The sequence below is a fragment of the Mesorhizobium sp. M7D.F.Ca.US.004.01.2.1 genome (genome assembly GCF_003997785.1).
Classification (GTDB): Bacteria; Pseudomonadota; Alphaproteobacteria; order Rhizobiales; family Rhizobiaceae; genus Mesorhizobium; species Mesorhizobium loti.
In genome coordinates this window covers 14,004-31,335 of record NZ_RZRQ01000006.1, presented here as the reverse complement: position 1 = coordinate 31,335, position 17,332 = coordinate 14,004, and the positions used below count along the sequence as shown (strand labels likewise).

General features: G+C 62.3%; 17 protein-coding genes. 7 read left to right on the top strand and 10 right to left on the bottom strand.

The annotated features are described in order from the left end of the window. Positions 1 to 55: 55 nt before the first annotated feature. From EN993_RS02790 to mnmE, 4 genes are all read right to left on the bottom strand, one after another. Positions 56 to 856 (bottom strand): ParA family protein, encoded by an 801-nt coding sequence (locus EN993_RS02790; protein WP_109663593.1) that lies wholly within the window; start codon positions 854 to 856, stop codon positions 56 to 58. Positions 857 to 910: 54 nt separating this feature from the next. Then, positions 911 to 1,543, bottom strand: coding sequence for a 16S rRNA (guanine(527)-N(7))-methyltransferase RsmG (gene rsmG / locus EN993_RS02785; RefSeq protein ID WP_127262316.1), 633 nt, complete (start codon positions 1,541 to 1,543; stop codon positions 911 to 913). Further along, a complete protein-coding gene (mnmG, locus tag EN993_RS02780; RefSeq protein WP_127262315.1) occupies positions 1,540 to 3,420 on the bottom strand; it encodes a tRNA uridine-5-carboxymethylaminomethyl(34) synthesis enzyme MnmG in 1,881 nt (626 codons plus the stop codon). Before mnmG ends, rsmG begins: the two co-directional genes overlap by 4 nt. Positions 3,421 to 3,713: 293 nt before the next feature. After that, positions 3,714 to 5,045 (bottom strand): tRNA uridine-5-carboxymethylaminomethyl(34) synthesis GTPase MnmE, encoded by a 1,332-nt coding sequence (gene mnmE / locus EN993_RS02775; protein ID WP_127262314.1) that lies wholly within the window; start codon positions 5,043 to 5,045, stop codon positions 3,714 to 3,716. A gap of 66 nt (positions 5,046 to 5,111) precedes the next feature. Between mnmE and EN993_RS02770 the strand changes: the two genes are divergently transcribed. Next, positions 5,112 to 7,130: a thioredoxin domain-containing protein gene (locus EN993_RS02770; protein WP_127262313.1), complete on the top strand. Its 2,019-nt coding sequence runs from the start codon at positions 5,112 to 5,114 to the stop codon at positions 7,128 to 7,130. Position 7,131: 1 nt separating this feature from the next. Here the strand turns inward: EN993_RS02770 and EN993_RS02765 are convergent, their stop codons facing one another. The 4 genes from EN993_RS02765 to hemE all read right to left on the bottom strand — a co-directional run bounded on the left by EN993_RS02765 (position 7,132) and on the right by hemE (position 11,239). Next, positions 7,132 to 8,058, bottom strand: a complete 927-nt coding sequence (locus tag EN993_RS02765; RefSeq protein ID WP_245468606.1) for an EamA family transporter — start codon at positions 8,056 to 8,058, stop codon at positions 7,132 to 7,134. A gap of 171 nt (positions 8,059 to 8,229) precedes the next feature. After that, positions 8,230 to 9,495 carry a transcription termination factor Rho gene (gene rho / locus EN993_RS02760; RefSeq protein ID WP_109663581.1) on the bottom strand — a complete coding sequence of 422 codons (1,266 nt, stop codon included), beginning with the start codon at positions 9,493 to 9,495 and terminating at the stop codon, positions 8,230 to 8,232. Positions 9,496 to 9,671: 176 nt separating this feature from the next. Further along, positions 9,672 to 10,208, bottom strand: a complete 537-nt coding sequence (hemJ, locus tag EN993_RS02755; protein WP_127262311.1) for a protoporphyrinogen oxidase HemJ — start codon at positions 10,206 to 10,208, stop codon at positions 9,672 to 9,674. Beyond that, entirely contained in the window at positions 10,208 to 11,239 is a 1,032-nt protein-coding gene (gene hemE, locus EN993_RS02750) for a uroporphyrinogen decarboxylase (RefSeq protein ID WP_127262310.1), read from the bottom strand. The genes hemJ and hemE overlap by 1 nt, the downstream gene beginning before the upstream one ends. 405 nt (positions 11,240 to 11,644) lie before the next feature. Between hemE and EN993_RS02745 the strand changes: the two genes are divergently transcribed. From EN993_RS02745 to dnaQ, 5 genes are all read left to right on the top strand, one after another. Continuing rightward, positions 11,645 to 12,466, top strand: a complete 822-nt coding sequence (locus EN993_RS02745) for a pyruvate, water dikinase regulatory protein (protein ID WP_109663575.1) — start codon at positions 11,645 to 11,647, stop codon at positions 12,464 to 12,466. A 132-nt stretch (positions 12,467 to 12,598) separates the two neighbouring features. Then, entirely contained in the window at positions 12,599 to 13,198 is a 600-nt protein-coding gene (locus EN993_RS02740) for a Maf-like protein (protein ID WP_127262309.1), read from the top strand. Next, positions 13,191 to 14,033, top strand: a complete 843-nt coding sequence (locus EN993_RS02735; protein WP_127262308.1) for a shikimate dehydrogenase — start codon at positions 13,191 to 13,193, stop codon at positions 14,031 to 14,033. Before EN993_RS02740 ends, EN993_RS02735 begins: the two co-directional genes overlap by 8 nt. Then, a complete protein-coding gene (gene coaE, locus EN993_RS02730; protein WP_109663568.1) occupies positions 14,030 to 14,635 on the top strand; it encodes a dephospho-CoA kinase in 606 nt (201 codons plus the stop codon). Before EN993_RS02735 ends, coaE begins: the two co-directional genes overlap by 4 nt. A 177-nt stretch (positions 14,636 to 14,812) precedes the next feature. Then, on the top strand, positions 14,813 to 15,517 hold the full coding sequence (gene dnaQ / locus EN993_RS02725) for a DNA polymerase III subunit epsilon (protein WP_126066996.1): 705 nt from the start codon (positions 14,813 to 14,815) through the stop codon (positions 15,515 to 15,517). Between the two features lie 122 nt (positions 15,518 to 15,639). Here the strand turns inward: dnaQ and secB are convergent, their stop codons facing one another. Continuing rightward, positions 15,640 to 16,140: a protein-export chaperone SecB gene (gene secB, locus EN993_RS02720; RefSeq protein ID WP_109663564.1), complete on the bottom strand. Its 501-nt coding sequence runs from the start codon at positions 16,138 to 16,140 to the stop codon at positions 15,640 to 15,642. Between the two features lie 179 nt (positions 16,141 to 16,319). Here secB and EN993_RS02715 point away from each other — a divergent pair, with 179 nt between their 5' ends. Beyond that, on the top strand, positions 16,320 to 16,793 hold the full coding sequence (locus EN993_RS02715; protein ID WP_127262307.1) for a hypothetical protein: 474 nt from the start codon (positions 16,320 to 16,322) through the stop codon (positions 16,791 to 16,793). 25 nt (positions 16,794 to 16,818) lie between these two features. Here EN993_RS02715 and EN993_RS02710 read toward each other — a convergent pair whose 3' ends face one another. Then, a complete protein-coding gene (locus EN993_RS02710; protein WP_126066998.1) occupies positions 16,819 to 17,319 on the bottom strand; it encodes an FxsA family protein in 501 nt (166 codons plus the stop codon). Positions 17,320 to 17,332 lie beyond the last annotated feature (13 nt).

The following is a 17,332-nucleotide window of genomic DNA, read 5'->3' as shown; positions in this document are numbered from 1 at the left end:
CAAAGTCCCGGATCGTTTCGGTATCGAATCGGCTTTTAACTGTGTGGACGGTCTATTAAGCAGCGCGTAACTTGCGCTCACGGCGGATCACTTCCGACGCCAGTTGCAGATAGGCCTGGCTACCCGAGCATTTCAGGTCGTAGAGGATCGCCGGCTTGCCGTAAGACGGCGCCTCGGACACCCGAACATTGCGCGGAATGATGGTCTCGTAGACCTTGTCGCCCATATGCGCCCGCACATCCTGCACCACCTGGTTGGCGAGATTGTTGCGGCCGTCATACATGGTCAGCACGATGCCCTGGATGGTGAGATCCGGATTGATCGAACGGCGCACCTGCTCGACCGTTTCCAGCAATTGGCTGAGACCTTCGAGCGCGAAGAATTCGCATTGCAGCGGCACAAGAACAGAATCGGCTGCCGCCATGGAATTCAAAGTCAAAAGGTTGAGCGACGGCGGGCAGTCGATCAGCACATAGCCGAACGGCGCCCCACGGGCGGTTGCGGCGCGAAGCGCATTGCGCAGCTTGAGCACACGGTCGGGTGCGGAGGCGATCTCCATTTCGATGCCGAGCAGATCGAGCGTCGACGGCACGATCGACAGGCCAGGCACAGCCGTCGGGATGGCCGCGGCTTCCAGCTCCAGCTCGCCGGTCAGCACGTCATAGGACGAGACCGTCCGATCCTTGCGGTCAATGCCAAGGCCGGTGCTGGCATTGCCTTGCGGATCGAGATCGACGATCAGCACCTTTTCGCCGATCGCGGCCAGCGCGGTCGCCAGATTGATGGCGGTAGTGGTCTTGCCGACGCCGCCCTTTTGGTTGGCTACGGTGATGATTCGGGGGCCATTCTTCATCATGGGTCTATGCCAGAAGTTCATTTTGGGTCGCCAAATGGTCTGAAAGGTCGCAGATCAGACAGGTCGCAGGTTCGACAATTCAAGGATGACCCCATGAGGGTCGGTCACACTTGGATGTTCTACCAGATCGAAGGACCATCGGTGAACGCTTTCTTGCACTTCGGCGCGGTAATCCCGGCCTTTGTGGAACAGGCCGCGCGCGCCCGACGTCAGCCAGGGCGCCGACAGGTCCAACAAGGTCGAAAGCGAGGCCAGCGCTCGCGCCGTGACGATTTGCGGTGTCGAAACAAGCGCATGGCTGTCGTCGATGCGGCGCGCCACGACCCGCGCCGGCAGGCTGAACTGTCCGACCACGGTCTGCAGGAAGGATGCTTTTTTGCGATTGCTTTCAACCAGATCGATGCTGGCGCCGTCGCGCTCGGCAAGCAGAAAAGCCATGACGAGGCCGGGGAATCCGCCGCCCGAGCCGAAATCCACCCAGCGTGTGGCGGTCGGCTCTATGCGCCCGAGCTGCGCGCTGTCGAGGATGTGGCGCTGCCAGACATCGCCCGACGTCGACTGCGCCACAAGATTGATGCTGCGGTTCCATTTCTGGAACATCTGCTCGAACGCCATCAGCCGATCGAATGTTTCACGTGAAACCGGGCCCGCCGCATCCTGCAGACTCTCTAGGGACATAGAACTCACGCAACATCCTTTTGTGGGCGCTGGGCGCTCTCTGCATGGCGGACATGCGCGACAATGATCGCCAGCGCCGCCGGTGTCATGCCTTCCATGCGCTGGGCATCGGCGATCGAGCGCGGCCGCCGTACCTGCATCTTCTGCTTCAACTCGTTCGACAGTCCCGGCACGCCGGCGAAATCGACCGCCTCAGGGATCAAGCGGCTCTCTTCATGCCGGATTTGCGCCACATCCGTCCTTTGGCGATCGAGATAGACCGAATATTTCGCTTCCGTTTCGAGACGTTCCGCCGTCTTGCCGTCGATTTCCGCGAACCGCGAATCGATACGAGCCAGCCAGGCCACATCGACGTCGGGATAGGACAGCAATTCATAGCCGGACCGGCGCACGCCATCCCGGTTGATCTCCAGCCCATGACGCGCCGCTTCATTGGGGGTCAGGGTGAGCGACTTCGCCAGTTCTCGCGCCTCATCGAGATGCTGCATGACATGCTCGTAGCGCCGCATCCGCCGCGTCGAGGCGATGCCCAGTTTCGCCGCCAATGGCGTCAGCCGCTCATCGGCATTGTCGGCGCGCAGCGAGAGTCGGAACTCAGCCCGCGAGGTGAACATCCGGTAGGGTTCGCTGATGCCGCGGCTGGTCAAATCGTCGACCATCACCCCGATATAGGCCTCGGTGCGGCTGAGCACGATCTGCTCGCTGCCTGCCGCCCGCCGCGCCGCATTGAGGCCGGCGAGCAGGCCCTGCCCGGCCGCTTCTTCATAGCCGGTCGTGCCATTGATCTGCCCGGCGAGGAAGAGGCCACTAATGCGCTTCGTCTCCAGGGTCTGATGCAGCTCGCGCGGATCGACATGATCATATTCAATGGCATAGCCGGGCTGCAGCATGGTTGCGCGTTCGAGCCCGGGAATGGTTTTCAGGATATCAAGCTGCACATCCTCAGGCAGCGAGGTCGAAATCCCATTGGGATAGACGGTGTCGTCGTCCAACCCTTCCGGCTCCAGAAAGATCTGGTGTCCATCCCGATCGCCGAACTTGACGATCTTGTCCTCGATCGACGGGCAATAGCGCGGCCCGACCCCTTCGATCGAACCGGAATACATGGCCGAGCGGCGGAGATTGGCGCGGATCAAATCATGAGTTGCCGTAGTGGTCCGCGTGATGCCGCACTCGATCTGCGGCGTCTCGATGCGGTCGGTCATCAGTGAGAACGGCACCGGATATTCATCGGCGGCCTGTTTTTCCAGCGACGCCCAATCGATGGTCCGGCCATCGAGCCGAGGTGGCGTGCCGGTCTTCAGCCGTCCGAGCTTGAAGCCCGCCCGGTCCATCGTTGCCGACAGGCCAAGGCTGGCCTGCTCGTTCATGCGGCCGGCGACAATCTTTTTCTCGCCGATGTGAATAAGCCCGCGCAGGAAGGTCCCAGTCGTCAGAACGACCGCGCCACAGGCAAGCCGCCTGCCGTCAGCCAGGAGAACAGCCGCGATCCGGCCGGCGACGATCTCGAAGTCCAGAACCTCGCCTTCGACGACGTCGAGATCGTTCTGCTGCCGAATCGCTTCTTGCATGGCAAGGCGATAGAGCTTCCTGTCGGCCTGCGTGCGGGGGCCGCGCACCGCCGGACCCTTGCGGCGGTTGAGCAGACGGAACTGAATGCCGGCAGCGTCGGCTACCCGGCCCATCAGGCCGTCCCTGGCATCGATCTCGCGCACCAGATGACCCTTGCCGAGCCCGCCGATCGCCGGATTGCACGACATGACACCGATCGTATCAAAGCGTAGCGTCACCAGTGCAGTCCTGGCACCGGCGCGCGCAGCAGCACTGGCCGCCTCGCAACCCGCGTGGCCGCCGCCCACCACAACCACATCATAGTGATTGGTCATCACAAACTTCCTAGACTCAATGAATGAGGGACACATGTCCCTGCAGGGCGATGCTGTCAAGAAAACTCCGCGAGTCGTTTCACGTGAAACAACCGTGCGGGCTGTCAGCTCCATGTTTCACGTGAGTCACCGGGGCCGCCTGACGCGTTTCACGTGAGTCACGCAGGCGGCGCAGCGCGGTGGCCCAGACGAAACCTCGTCATCCACGGGCGGAGCAGGAGCGAAGCTCCGTCTCGGAGGCCCGAGGATGACGACGTCGTGGTTCCTCCCAGCAAGCCACTGTTTCACGTGAGTCATTTCCCGATGCAGAACTGCGAAAAGATCACGTCCAGCATGTCCTCGACGTCAATGGCGCCAACGATTCGGCCCAGGCGATCGGCAGCGAGCCGCAACTCCTCGGCGCGCAATTCCTGTCCGACAGTCCTGTCGTCAATGGCACGAAGCAGATGGCTGTTTGCCGCGCCAAGCAATTCGACGTGGCGCAGGCGTGAGGGCAGAACATCGCCGACGCTACCGGCCGCCTCCGCCGCACGCCGGCCGATTTCCGCCAGCAGTTCTTCCACGCCGGCCCCATTCTTCACCGAGATGACAAGATCATAATCGCCAGCCGCTTCGTTTGCAGCACGGCTCTCCAGCAGATCGAGCTTGGTGCCGACGCGCAAGGCCGGCGCCTCCGTCGGCAGCGACCCGATGTCCCTGGGGTCCGCAACGTCCTCCAGCAGCAGCAAGAGATCGGCACCATGCGCCTTGGCCTTCGCCTTCTCGATGCCGATCGCCTCGACCTTGCCCGGCGCATCGCGCAGCCCGGCCGTATCCGTAAGCCTGACCCGCAGCCCCTGAAGATCAAGTGTCACTTCAAGCAGATCCCGCGTCGTGCCGGGCTCATCCGTTACTATAGCGGCATCCCGCCGCGCCAGGGCGTTGAACAGACTCGACTTACCAGCGTTGGGCGCACCAAGGATGACGACCTCGAATCCATCGCGAATGATCTCGGCGGCGCGAAACCCGGCGATGTGTCGGTGGATCTCATCGATCATTATCCGGACGTCGGACCAAACCGTATCCGAAACGGAACCGGGGACATCGTCCTCATCGGCAAAATCGATCTCCGCCTCGATCATGGCGCGGGCATGGACCAGCCTGCGGCGCCAGCCGAGGTAGAGTTCGCTCTGAACGCCTTCGGCATTTTGGACAGCAAAACGCCGCTGCGCCTCGGTTTCGGCGTTGACGAGATCCGCCAGCGCCTCGGTCTCGACCAGATCGACTTTGCCGTTGAGAAAGGCGCGGCGGGTGAATTCGCCTGGTTCCGCGTGCCTGACGCCGTCAAAACCAGTGATCGTCTCCAGCATCCTGGCCACCACGGCACGTCCGCCGTGAACGTGGAACTCCGCGACATCTTCACCCGTAAAACTGGCCGGCCCGGGAAAGAAGACGACCAGGCCGTTATCCAGTACGGTTCCATCGGGCGCCCGCAGCCTGCGCAAAACCGCCGCGCGGTCCTTAACCATAGTGCCGGCGATCGTTTCGACTACGAATCGAGTCTGCAGGCCCGAAATGCGGATGACGGCGACGCCGGCCGGAAGCCGGCCGCTCGACAATGCAACGATCGAATCGCCTGAAATCATTTGCCCGCTCTACCGAACCACCCTAGCTTCGCGCCCATACGGTAACCCCAACCGAGTTTACCCATCGTGACGCTACCCGCGCAAAACCTGCTTGCCCAGGAGGCCAGCCCCTATCTGCAGCAGCACAGCGGCAATCCCGTCCACTGGCGGGCCTGGTCGCCGGCTTCGCTTGAGGAGGCAAAGGCGCTGGACAGGCCGATCCTGCTTTCGGTCGGCTATGCCGCCTGCCATTGGTGCCATGTCATGGCGCATGAAAGCTTCGAGAACGCTGACGTCGCCGCCGTCATGAACCGTCTGTTCGTCAATATCAAGGTCGACCGCGAGGAGCGCCCTGACATCGACCAGATCTACATGGCGGCGCTATCCGCCATGGGCGAGCAAGGCGGCTGGCCACTGACCATGTTCCTGACCCCGGACGGCAAGCCGTTCTGGGGCGGCACCTATTTCCCGCGCGAGCCGCGCTATGGTCGTCCTGGTTTCATCCAGGTGATGGAGGCGGTGGACAAGGCCTGGCGCGAGAAGCGGGCGAGCCTCAACCAGAGCGCCGACGGCCTGACGACACATGTCGAGGCACGGCTCGCCGGCTCGCATGCGAAAACAGGGCTCGATCGCGACACGCTGGCGGAACTGGCCAAGGGCATCGACGGCATGATCGACCGCGATCTAGGGGGCTTAAGCGGCGCGCCGAAATTCCCCAATGCGCCGTTCATGTTGACACTCTGGCTGTCCTGGCTGCGCGACGGCAACGCCAGCCATCGCGACGACGTCCTCATCAGCCTCGAACAGATGGTGAGCGGCGGCATCTACGATCATATTGGCGGCGGGCTCAGCCGCTACTCGACCGATGCCGAATGGCTGGTGCCGCATTTCGAAAAGATGCTCTACGACAATGCGCAGCTCATCCGCTTCTGCAACTGGGCCTATGCGGCAGGCGGCAATGAACTGTTCCGGGTGCGAATCGAAGAGACGGTCGACTGGCTGCTGCGCGAAATGCGCGTCGACGGCGGCGCCTTCGCCGCCAGCCTCGACGCCGACAGCGACGGTGAGGAAGGGCTGTTCTACACCTGGAGCCGGGACGAAATCGAAGCTGTTCTCGGCGACGAGTCCTCCTTGTTTTTCAAACACTTCGCGCTCTCCAGCCCACATGGCTGGGAAGGAAAACCGGTTGTCCATCAAACAAGATCCCAGCAATCCCAAAGCGTTATCGATCGCGATCAACTCGTCCCGCTGAAAGCGAAACTTCTGGCGGCCAGAGAGCATCGTGTGAGGCCCGGGCGCGACGGCAAGGCCCTCACTGACTGGAACGGCCAGATGATCGCAGCCCTTGCCGAGGCCGGCCGGTCGCTATCGCGGCCTGACTGGATCGACGCCGCGGCAAAAGCTTTCACCCATATCAGCTCTGCCAGCCGCGATGGCCGCTTGCCGCATTCGATGCTTGGCGCCAGGACATTGTTCCCTGCTCTGTCCAGCGACTACGCCGCCATGGCCAATGCAGCGGTATCGCTGTTCGAGGCCACCGGGGATTGGAGCTATGTCGACCAAGCCGGCAAGTTCATCGGGCAGCTCGACCATTGGCACGCCGACGCCGAGAAGACAGGCTATTACCTGAGCGCGTCGGACTGCGCCGATGTGCCGATCCGCATCAGGGGCGATGTCGACGAAGCCATCCCTTCCGCCACCGGCCGGATTATCGAGGCGCTGGTCCGGCTGGCGTCCGTCACCGGCGATCTCGAGCTGCAGGAAAGAGCCTGGCAAATCGCCGAGCACGCCGCCGGCCGCGCGGCGCACCAGGCCTATGGCCAGGCCGGCATCGTCAACGCCTGCGCGCTGGCAATCGAGCCGCTCAAACTGGTCATCGTCGATGCGCTGGACGATCCAAAACTTGTTCCGGTTGCGAATCGATACCCGAACCCGTGTCGCGTCGACATCATCGTGCCGATCGGTACGGTAGCGAATCGACCCTTGCTGCCCGGCGGAAGCCTGCCACCGACCGACAGAGCGGGTGCATGGTTATGTACGGGGCAGGTTTGCCTTCCCCCAGTGACGGATCCGGAAGAGTTGGAGCGCCTTCTGCGCCGCCAATAGCTCAGGATGCGTCGCCTTGCGCTGGCGAGGGGAACGCCTCGGCCGAAGACGCGACTTGGCTCGGCTTGAACAGCAAATCCTTGGCGGCGATGACCGCGCCGATCGTGATCAGCACGCAAGCGAGCGCCACCGACCAATGGAACACGCCAAACCCTGCCAACAGCAGCACGATCACCGAAAACAACGGTGCGGCGTAGGACAGGGCGCCGAGGATCATGATGTCCCCGTGCTTGCAGCCAAAATCCCAAGCGTAGAAGCCGGCTCCCAGAGGGATCGTGCCCAGAATAACGATAGCCATCCACTGCGTCGGCGTCTGCGGCCAGATCGTGGTCTCGAGGGTCAGGTGCAGCGCGAAAGCGACCGCCGCCGTGATGAAACAATATCCGGCCACGACATCGGTCGGCACCTGGCCGAAGCGGCGCGACAGGACCGAATAACCGGCCCAGATGAAGGCGCAGAACAGAGCGATGACATGGCCCTTCATCACCCCATTGGCCAGCCCGACATCGCCGCCCTTGGTGATCACGACGATGGCGCCGGCAAGCCCGAGAACAACGCCCACGACGTGATGAACCCTCAGCCTTTCACCGGGCAGGAAGGCGGCGAAGACGACGATCAGCAGCGGCCAGAGATAGGCGATCAGGCTGACCTCGACCGGCGGCGCCGACTGAATCGCGAAGAAGTAGGCGCAGTGGTAGATGCACAGTCCCGCCGTTCCGATCGCCCAGACCGGCCATGGCTGCCGCAGTGACCGGATCGCGGCCGGGCGGACAATCCAGCTGCTCGCGCCGACGAGCGCTCCGAGCAGGAAGGTCATGGCTGCCAGCTGAAAGGGCGGGATCGGGCCCGCGGCAGTCGAAAGCAACGCCAGGAACGACCATGTCAGGATGGCCGAAAAGCCGACCAGGGTCGGGATTGTCTTCTTCACGTCGCTGCTTCCCATTCGAAGACGTCAGCTTTGCATGAGGGCGAAATCATTCGCCGCCGCATACGGCCGCTCGATATCGGGAATGCGACCTGACCCCGGCAATGAAAAACCCCATCCCGGTTTCCCGGAATGGGGTTTCAATGCATAGGCCGGAAAGTTTCGGCCTGACCGTTACGTGTTCATCGAATCGAAGAAGTCCGCATTGGTCTTGGTCTGCTTCAGCTTGTCGATCAGGAACTCGATCGCGTCGGTCGTTCCCATCGGCGCCAGGATGCGGCGCAGCACGAAGATCTTCTGCAGGTCCTGGCGGGCAACCAGCAGGTCTTCCTTGCGGGTGCCGGACTTGAGGATATCCATGGCCGGATAGATGCGCTTGTCGGCGACCTTGCGGTCGAGCACGATTTCCGAATTGCCGGTGCCCTTGAACTCTTCGAAGATGACTTCGTCCATGCGGCTGCCGGTATCGATCAGCGCGGTGGCGATGATGGTCAGCGAACCACCTTCCTCGATGTTACGGGCAGCGCCGAAGAAGCGCTTCGGGCGCTGCAGCGCGTTGGCGTCGACACCGCCGGTCAGCACCTTGCCGGATGACGGCACCACCGTGTTGTAGGCGCGGCCGAGACGGGTGATCGAATCGAGCAGGATGACGACGTCGCGGCCATGTTCGACCAAGCGCTTGGCCTTCTCGATGACCATTTCAGCAACCTGCACGTGGCGCACCGCCGGTTCGTCGAAGGTCGAGGAGACGACCTCGCCCTTCACCGAGCGCTGCATGTCGGTCACTTCTTCCGGCCGCTCGTCGATCAGAAGCACGATCAGATAGCATTCGGGATGGTTGGTGGTGATCGAGTGGGCGATGTTCTGCAAAAGCACCGTCTTGCCGGTGCGCGGCTGCGCCACGATCAAAGCGCGTTGGCCCTTGCCGAGCGGCGCCACCAGGTCGATGACGCGGGCCGAGATGTCCTTGGAGGTCGGAACCTCCATTTCCATCTTCAGCCGCGAGGTCGGATAGAGCGGCGTCAGATTGTCGAAGTGGATCTTGTGGCGGATCTTTTCGGGATCGTCGAAATTGATCGTGTTGACCTTGAGCAGCGCGAAATAGCGCTCGCCCTCTTTCGGGCTGCGGATCGGCCCTTCGACCGTATCGCCGGTCTTCAGCGAAAAGCGCCGGATCTGCGACGGCGAAATGTAGATGTCGTCGGGACCTGGCAGATAGTTGGCGTTGGCTGAGCGCAGGAAACCAAAACCATCCTGCAGCACCTCGACCACACCGTCGCCGATGATCTCGACGTCCTGTGCGGCCAGTTTCTTCAGGATCGCGAACATCAGCTCTTGCTTGCGCATGACGCTGGCGTTTTCGACCTCGAGCGATTCGGCATAAGCGATCAACTCTGGTGGTTTCTTGTTTTTGAACTCGGCGAGTTTCATTTCTTGCATAGACGGACCTTGAATAGATGGAGTCTGGGTAAGCTTTGGGAAAATATCGGCGGGATGCGACAAATGCCGGGCGCGGCCGAAAGCAATGAGGGGCGGCGCATGACGGGAAGGAAGACCCGTCTTTTATCGTCGGTCGGGTGAAAGAGCAAGCTGCGTTTTGCGGGACCGATAAAGGCCTAGAACGGCTTGACGACAACCAGGATCACGATCGCGATCATCAGCAATGTGGGGATCTCGTTGACGATCCGCCAGTGCTTGGCGGGCTTTTCATTGCGATCCTCGGCGAATTTGCGCACCGCACCAGCCAGATAGCCGTGAACGGCGGACAGCAAAAGCACCGCACCGATCTTGGCGTGCAGCCAGCCACCCTCGAAACCAAAGCCTTTCCAGGCAAGCCACAGGCCGAACACCCAGGTGACGATCATCGCCGGATTGATGATGCCGCGCAGCAGGCGCCGCTCCATCACCTTGAAGGTCTCCGACTGCACCGAGCCCTTCTCGGCATCGGCGTGGTAGACCAGCAGCCGCGGCAGATAGAGCATACCGGCCATCCATGAGATGACGGCGAGGATGTGGATCGCCTTGGCCCAGGGATAGAAGCTGTCGGGTGCTGCGAAATACAAAAGCGCGGTGAGAACAACCAGCACGGCGATACCGATCGTCATGCGCATCATCGCCTGGCCAGTGCTGTTCGTGTTGTTCATCTCAGCCATCAGCGTGTCGCGCTCCTCACCTGTTTCACCATCGCCTCGACATGGGCGATCGGCGTCTCCGGCGTGATGCCGTGGCCGAGATTGAAAATCAGCGGCCCCTCGCCCAGCGCTTTCAGGATCGCGTCGATGCCATCGGACAGCGCCTTGCCGCCAGCCACGAGGCGCAAGGGATCGAGGTTGCCCTGAACCGCACCGGAGCGCTGCAAATCCTTCGCCGCCTCCAGGGGCACCGTCCAGTCGATCCCCAGACCCGTCACGCCGGTCTTCTGGCGATAGGTCTGGTAGCGGGCGCCGGCGCCCTTGGGAAAGCCGATGATCGGAACATCGGGATAGACGGCTCTAACCTGACGCACGATCTCCGCCACCGGCTGCACGCAGAACAGGTCAAAGGAGGCGTCATCGAGCACGCCGGACCAGGAATCGAAAATCTGCACCACATCCGCACCCGCTTCGATCTGGCGGATGAGATAGGCGGCCGAATGATCGGCAAGCACTTTCAGCAGGTGCTGGAACGCCGCCGGCTCGCGATAGGCAAACAGCCGCGCCGGCGCCTGGTCGGGCGTGCCATGGCCGGCGATCATGTAGGTCGCCACCGTCCACGGCGCGCCGCAGAAGCCGATCAGCGTTGTCTCGTCGGGCAATCTTGCCCGCAAGCGGCGAACCGTCTCGTAGACCGGTTCGAGATTCACGTGAAACACCTTGCTTTCCAGAGCCAAGATCTCCTGCGCCGTGATCGGCGTCAGCAGCGGCCCTCGCCCCTCTTCGAAGCGGACGTCGCGGCCAAGCGCATGCGGAACGACAAGGATATCGGAAAACAGGATCGAGGCGTCGAAACCGAAGCGCTCGATCGGCTGCAAGGTCACTTCGACGGCAAGGTCGGGATCATAGCAGAGATCGAGGAAGGACCCGGCTCGTCTGCGGGTTTCACGATACTCCGGCAGATAGCGCCCGGCCTGACGCATCATCCAGAGCGGAGGCGGAAACACCGCTTCGCCCTTGAGGACGTCCAGTATGATCCGGCTTTTGGGCATCGAACGCTCGCCTCTCCCAGCCCTCTATAATCTTAAAGATTCTTATATCTAAGATTCTTCTGATTCTAAGAGTCTGTTGGTTGTGGTGGTTGTCACCTGTCCCGCTTTGCCCCGAAAAACACCAGCAAGCATATTGTCGCGCGCTTCTTTCTCCCGGATGTAGGGCTCTGGGGATAGTTTGGAATCCGCTACTGGAGTCAAAGCCTTAGGATGCTCCGGGAAAAACCGGCCCTGTGGACAGAAGCAGGGCAAGAAAACCGGTCCCCAAACTTGTCCCCAGCCGCCCGACGAAGCTGACAGCGCATCGAATTGTGGACAAACTGCCATCTGATACAGTCGCCTCCGACCGACCCGTCTTTTCATCCCGCTTTATCCACAGAAGCCCACAGCCCCAGGTGACCCCCTGTGAACAAACCCCAGAGCTTCTTCCACCTGCACCTGATTTCCGACGCGACCGGCGAAACGCTGCTCGCCGCCGGCCGGGCGGCTTCGGCGCAGTACAAGGATGCGCGTGCCATCGAGCACATCTATCCGCTCATCCGCACCGAAAAGCAGGTGGCGAAAGTGTTCGAGGACATCGAGGAGGAGCCCGGCATCATCCTCTATACGGTCGTCGACCAGAAGCTGGCACGCGGCATCGACGAGCGGTGTGCGACCATGGGCCTGCCCTGTGTGTCGGTGCTGGAGCCGGTGCTGACCGTGTTCCAATCCTATCTCGGCACGCCGGCCGGCCGGCGCGTAGGCGCCCAGCACGTGCTCGATGCTGAATATTTCCGTCGCATCGATGCGCTCAATTTCACCATGGACCATGATGACGGCCAGCTGCCGCTCAATATGGACGATGCCGATGTCGTGCTGATCGGTATCTCGCGGACGTCGAAGACGCCAACCAGCATCTATCTCGCCAACCGTGGCATCAAGACCGCCAACATCCCGATCGTGCTCGGCGTGCCGGTGCCGGAAAGCCTGGTCAACGCCAAGACGCCGCTGATCGTCGGGTTGATCGCCACCGCCGAGCGCATCTCGCACGTCCGGCAAAACCGCATCCTCGGCAACAGCAGCTCTTATGAGGCATCAGACTATATCGACCGCGCCGCCATTACCGAAGAGCTCGCCTACGCCCGCCAGATCTGCACGCGCCATGGCTGGCCGATGATCGACGTCAGCCGTCGCTCGATCGAGGAAACGGCAGCGGCGATCGTTGCCCTGCGGGGAAAGAACCGATAATTGGAGCCGCCGCGCGTCGCCAACACCCCACCGCTACGTCGCTTGAAAGTTACAGTGCCCGACGGGCGCAACGGTTTTCTACTTGGATGAACATCCCGACGGCAACTGGACGGGTAATCAGGCGCACGAACCATGACCGAGAAAATCATCCTCGCTTCGGGCAGTCCGTTCCGCAAGGCAATGCTCGTCAGTGCCGGCGTCGACGTCGAGGCGGTTCCGGCCGATGTCGACGAGCGTGCACTCGAGGCGCCTCTGCAGGACAGCGGTGTCTCGCCCGAGGATGTTGCCCTGGTGCTGGCCGAAGCGAAGGCCACCGAAGTCAGCGAGCGCAAGCCGGGCGCCCTGGTGCTGGGCTGCGACCAGACGCTGTCGCTCGGCGACGAGGTGTTCCACAAACCGGCCGATAGGGAAGGCGCTCGCCGTCATCTTCTGGCACTCTCCGGCAAGACCCATCAGCTCAACAGCGCCGCGGTGCTGGTTCGCGACGGCATGGTTTTGTGGCGTCATGTCGGCATCGCCTCGATGACCATGCGCAAGCTCGACCCCGCCTTCATCGGCCGCCACCTCGCCCGCGTAGGCGCCAAGGCGCTGTCGAGCGTCGGTGCCTACCAGATCGAGGGCGAAGGCATCCAGCTGTTCGACAAGATCGAGGGCGATCATTTCACCATTGTCGGCCTGCCGCTGTTACCGTTGCTGGCCGAACTGCGCACGCTGGGAGCCATCGATGGCTGACGCGACCAAGAAGGCCTTCGTCACCGGCCATCCGGTCAAGCATTCGCGCTCGCCGAAGATCCATGGCCACTGGCTGGCCAGACATGGCATCGACGGCAGCTACCAGGCCATCGATGTCGCGCCGGAAAACTTTGCCGATTTCGTTAAGACGCTGCAGGCAAACGGCTACCGCGGCGGCAACGTCACCATCCCGCACAAGGAGGCGGCTTTCGCACTGGCCGAACGCCGCGACCAGGCGGCCGAAGAAATCGGCGCCGTCAACACGCTGTGGTTCGAAGACGGAGTCCTGTGGGGCGGCAACACCGACGCGCACGGCTTTGCCGCCAATCTCGATGATCATGCGCCGGGCTGGGCGAGCGAGGGCCCGGCGGTCGTGCTTGGCGCCGGCGGCGCGTCGCGCGCGGTCATCCATGCGCTGAAGGAGCGCGGCGTTGCCGACATCCGCATCGTCAACCGCACGCTGGCCCGGGCTATAGAATTGCGCGATCGTTTCGGCGCCGGCGTTTCGGCGCATGGCATGGCGGTGACCAGCGAATTGCTTGGCGATGCCGGCCTGCTGATCAACACCACGGCCCTCGGCATGCACGGCAATGAGGGCCTGTCGGCCGATCCCGCTTTGCTGCCGGACCACGCCATCGTCACCGACATCGTCTATGTGCCGCTGGAAACGCCGCTGCTTGCGGCGGCGCGCGCGAGAAAGCTGAAGACGGTCGACGGCCTCGGCATGCTGCTGCATCAGGCCGTGCCCGGCTTCGAACGCTGGTTCGGTGTCAGGCCGCAGGTCACGGCCGAACTGCGCGCGCTCATCGTTGCCGATCTGGTGCCGAAGCCATGATCGTGCTCGGCCTCACCGGCTCCATCGGCATGGGCAAGTCGACCACGGCCAAGATGTTCGCCGAGGCCGGCGTGCCGGTTCACGATTCCGACGAGGTGGTGCATCGCCTCTATGCCGGCAAGGCAGCACCTTTGGTCGAGGCGGCCTTTCCTGGCACCACATTTGCCGGAGTGGTTGACCGCACCAAACTTGGCGCGCGTGTGCTCGGTGACGCCGCCGCGCTGAAGCGGCTCGAGGCGATCATCCATCCGCTGGTGCGCGCCGACGCCGATGCCTTCCTGGTCAGGCATCGTAAATCAGGCACGCCGATCGCCGTCCTCGACATCCCCCTGCTGTTCGAAACCGGCGGTCGTGGCCGCGTCGACAAGGTCGTCGTCGTCACCGCGCCACCTGAAATCCAGCGAGAACGCGTGCTGGCGCGGCCGGGCATGACGGAGGAAAAACTGGCGTCGATCCTGGCCAAACAGGTGCCGGACGTGGAAAAGCGCCGCCAGGCCGATTTTGTCGTAGACACCGGCCAGGGGCTGGACGCCGCGCGGGTGGCGGTCAAAGCCATCATCGCCGAACTCTCCGGGGATAAGTCCGGTAAGGCAGGCTCCTGACACTACAGCGCCGCGCGTCCGTTTGGACGCGCAAAGGACGCTGTAGCACTTTGATTTTGCGCATGTCCTTTCCGAAAATCGGTACCGATTTTCGGGGACATGCGGCAGGTCGTCAGCATTGGCCATTGCCATTTTGTTCCGGTCTCATGATTCTGCTCCTTTGGAGCACCTGATTCGATGCGTGAGATCATCTTCGACACGGAAACCACCGGCCTCGATTCGCGCGACGACCGCGTGATCGAGTTGGGCGGCGTCGAGCTGGTCAACCGCTTCCCGACCGGAAAGACCTTCCACCACTATATCAACCCTCAAGGGCGCGCGATCCACGCCGAGGCGCAGGCCGTGCACGGCATCAGCGCGGCGGACCTCGCGGGCAAGCCGACCTTTGCCGAAATCGTCGAGGAGTGGCTGGCCTTCACCGACGGCGCCAAGCTGGTCGCCCACAACGCGACGTTCGACATCGGCTTCCTCAACGTCGAGTTCGGCCGGCTGGGTCACCCCGTCATCGACAATGGCCTTGTTGTCGACACGCTGGCACTGGCACGCCGCAAGCATCCGATGGGTCCCAATTCGCTCGACGCGCTCTGCCGGCGCTACGGCATCGACAACACAAGGCGCACCAAGCACGGCGCCCTGCTCGATTCCGAATTGCTGGCCGAGGTCTATATCGAGCTGATCGGCGGCAAGCAGGCGGCCCTCGTCCTCGACAGCGCCACCGCGCCGGCCCGGGGCAACGAGAATGTCCGCCAGATCGAAATTGTCATCAGCCAGCGGCCGGCACCCTTGCCGCCGCGCCTCACCGAAGCCGAGCGCGGCGCGCATGCCGGCATGGTCGCCACGCTTGGCGAAAAGGCACTGTGGCTGAAGGTTGTCGGGAACTAAAGTACGTTCCGTAGCGATCCTTCGCGCTGTCCCGTCGGCGTCTCAGCTATATCTCTCCGGCGCCCCCCAAAACAAAAACCCGACGCGAGGCCGGGTTTTTCACAATTCGTGGCTGGCAGGCCTCAGCTCACCTTGACCTTGGTGGCCGCCTGGTCTTCGGCCAGCTTCTGCTGGAACATCTGCGCGAAATCGATCGGGTCGAGCATCAGCGGCGGGAAGCCGCCGTTGCGGGTTGCCTCGGCTATGATCTGGCGGGCGAACGGGAACAAAAGGCGCGGGCATTCGATGAACAGGATCGGCAGCATGTGCTCCTGCGGGAAGCCGCTGATGGCGAACACGCCGCCATAGACCAGCTCGACATTGAACAGCACTTCCTGATCGAAGGACGCCTTGGCGTTCAGCGTCAGGTTGACGTCGAACTGCTTGTCGGAGAGCGGGTTGGCGTTGACGTTGACGTTGATGGCGATGCCGGGCGCCTTGTCGCGGCCACGCAGCGAATTCGGCGCGCCGGGGCTTTCGAAGGAAAGGTCCTTCACATACTGCGCCAGCACGTTGAGCGACGGCTGCGCCGCATTGCCGTTTCCGTTGGCTGCGCCGACCGGCGCGTCATCTTTGCTGGCCATAAGCCTTGTCCTCTTGCCTGGGCAGCGTCGCTGACCGAATTGAAATCGGGCGTTCGCTACCATGGCGGGGATGACAAGACAAGGTTTGCCGCCTTGCGGTAGTGGTAGCGCCACATTTGAATTTCCGCTTTCGGTCTTATGGCATCAAAGTGCTATTGTTCGCGTCGCCGAGGGTCCAGATGATCACACCTAAAAAATTGACGGCCAAGCTGCGGTCGGTACCTGAAGCCAAGTCCATCTTCGACAAGATGGCTGAGTTGCCCCTTTGGGATGCCGCATACCTTCTCCTGAGATCCGAATTTTTGCTCAATATGATTGAGTTCGATGCCAGACTTCGCAACGTGCCTTTCGTCGACGATCCTGCCGTGCCGGCTAAGCCGCTTATCGGCCCGCGCCGTACCATATTGAGATTCAACCCGCATGAAATGATGGTCCTTCGACTGAAGGCAGCCCACCCCAACGCAACCAACGCGCGTCTCCTGGAAGCCATCGAGGCAGCCCGCGAGTTGCAAAGCCAAAAAGCATGGAAACTGATGATGGACGCCGATTTCTCCAGGGCGCGCTCAGCGACCACTTTGCAAGAGGAATGGCCTGGTTTCGAACAGAAGACCTATGAGTTGGCCTATCATGATTTTCGAGTGGCGAACCGATGATGCTGCCTCTTGGAGGGCGGCGTCCCTACTCGTCCTTGAGGCGACGCCAGGGCGAGTTGTGGTCCGGACCGCGCGCATAGTCGTCGCTGCGCGAATAATCGCCGTCATCGAGGTCGATGGTCTTGTCGCGTTGCCGGCCGCGGAAGCCGCCGGTCGAGAAATTGGTGGCCAGCACGACGCGGCCCTTCAACGCCCGCCAGGCAAGGTCGCGGATCGGCGGCAGGAACAGCAGCAGGCCGATAATATCCGTGATGAAGCCGGGAATGATCAACAGGATCGCCGCCAGCACGATCATGGCGCCATGCGCCAGTTGCCGGCTTGGATCGCGGCCGGCGTCCATCTCGGTCCGGATCCGCGTCATGACGCTGAAACCCTGATGCCGGAGCAACAGCGCGCCGGCGATACCAGACGCCAGCACCAGGCCGACCGTCGCCAAGGCGCCGACCTGGCGTCCGACAACCACGAAGCCGGCGATTTCCAGCAGAGGAAGTGCCAGGAGAAAAAGCGGAAGGAACGGAATGCGCAAGTCTTGCCAACCT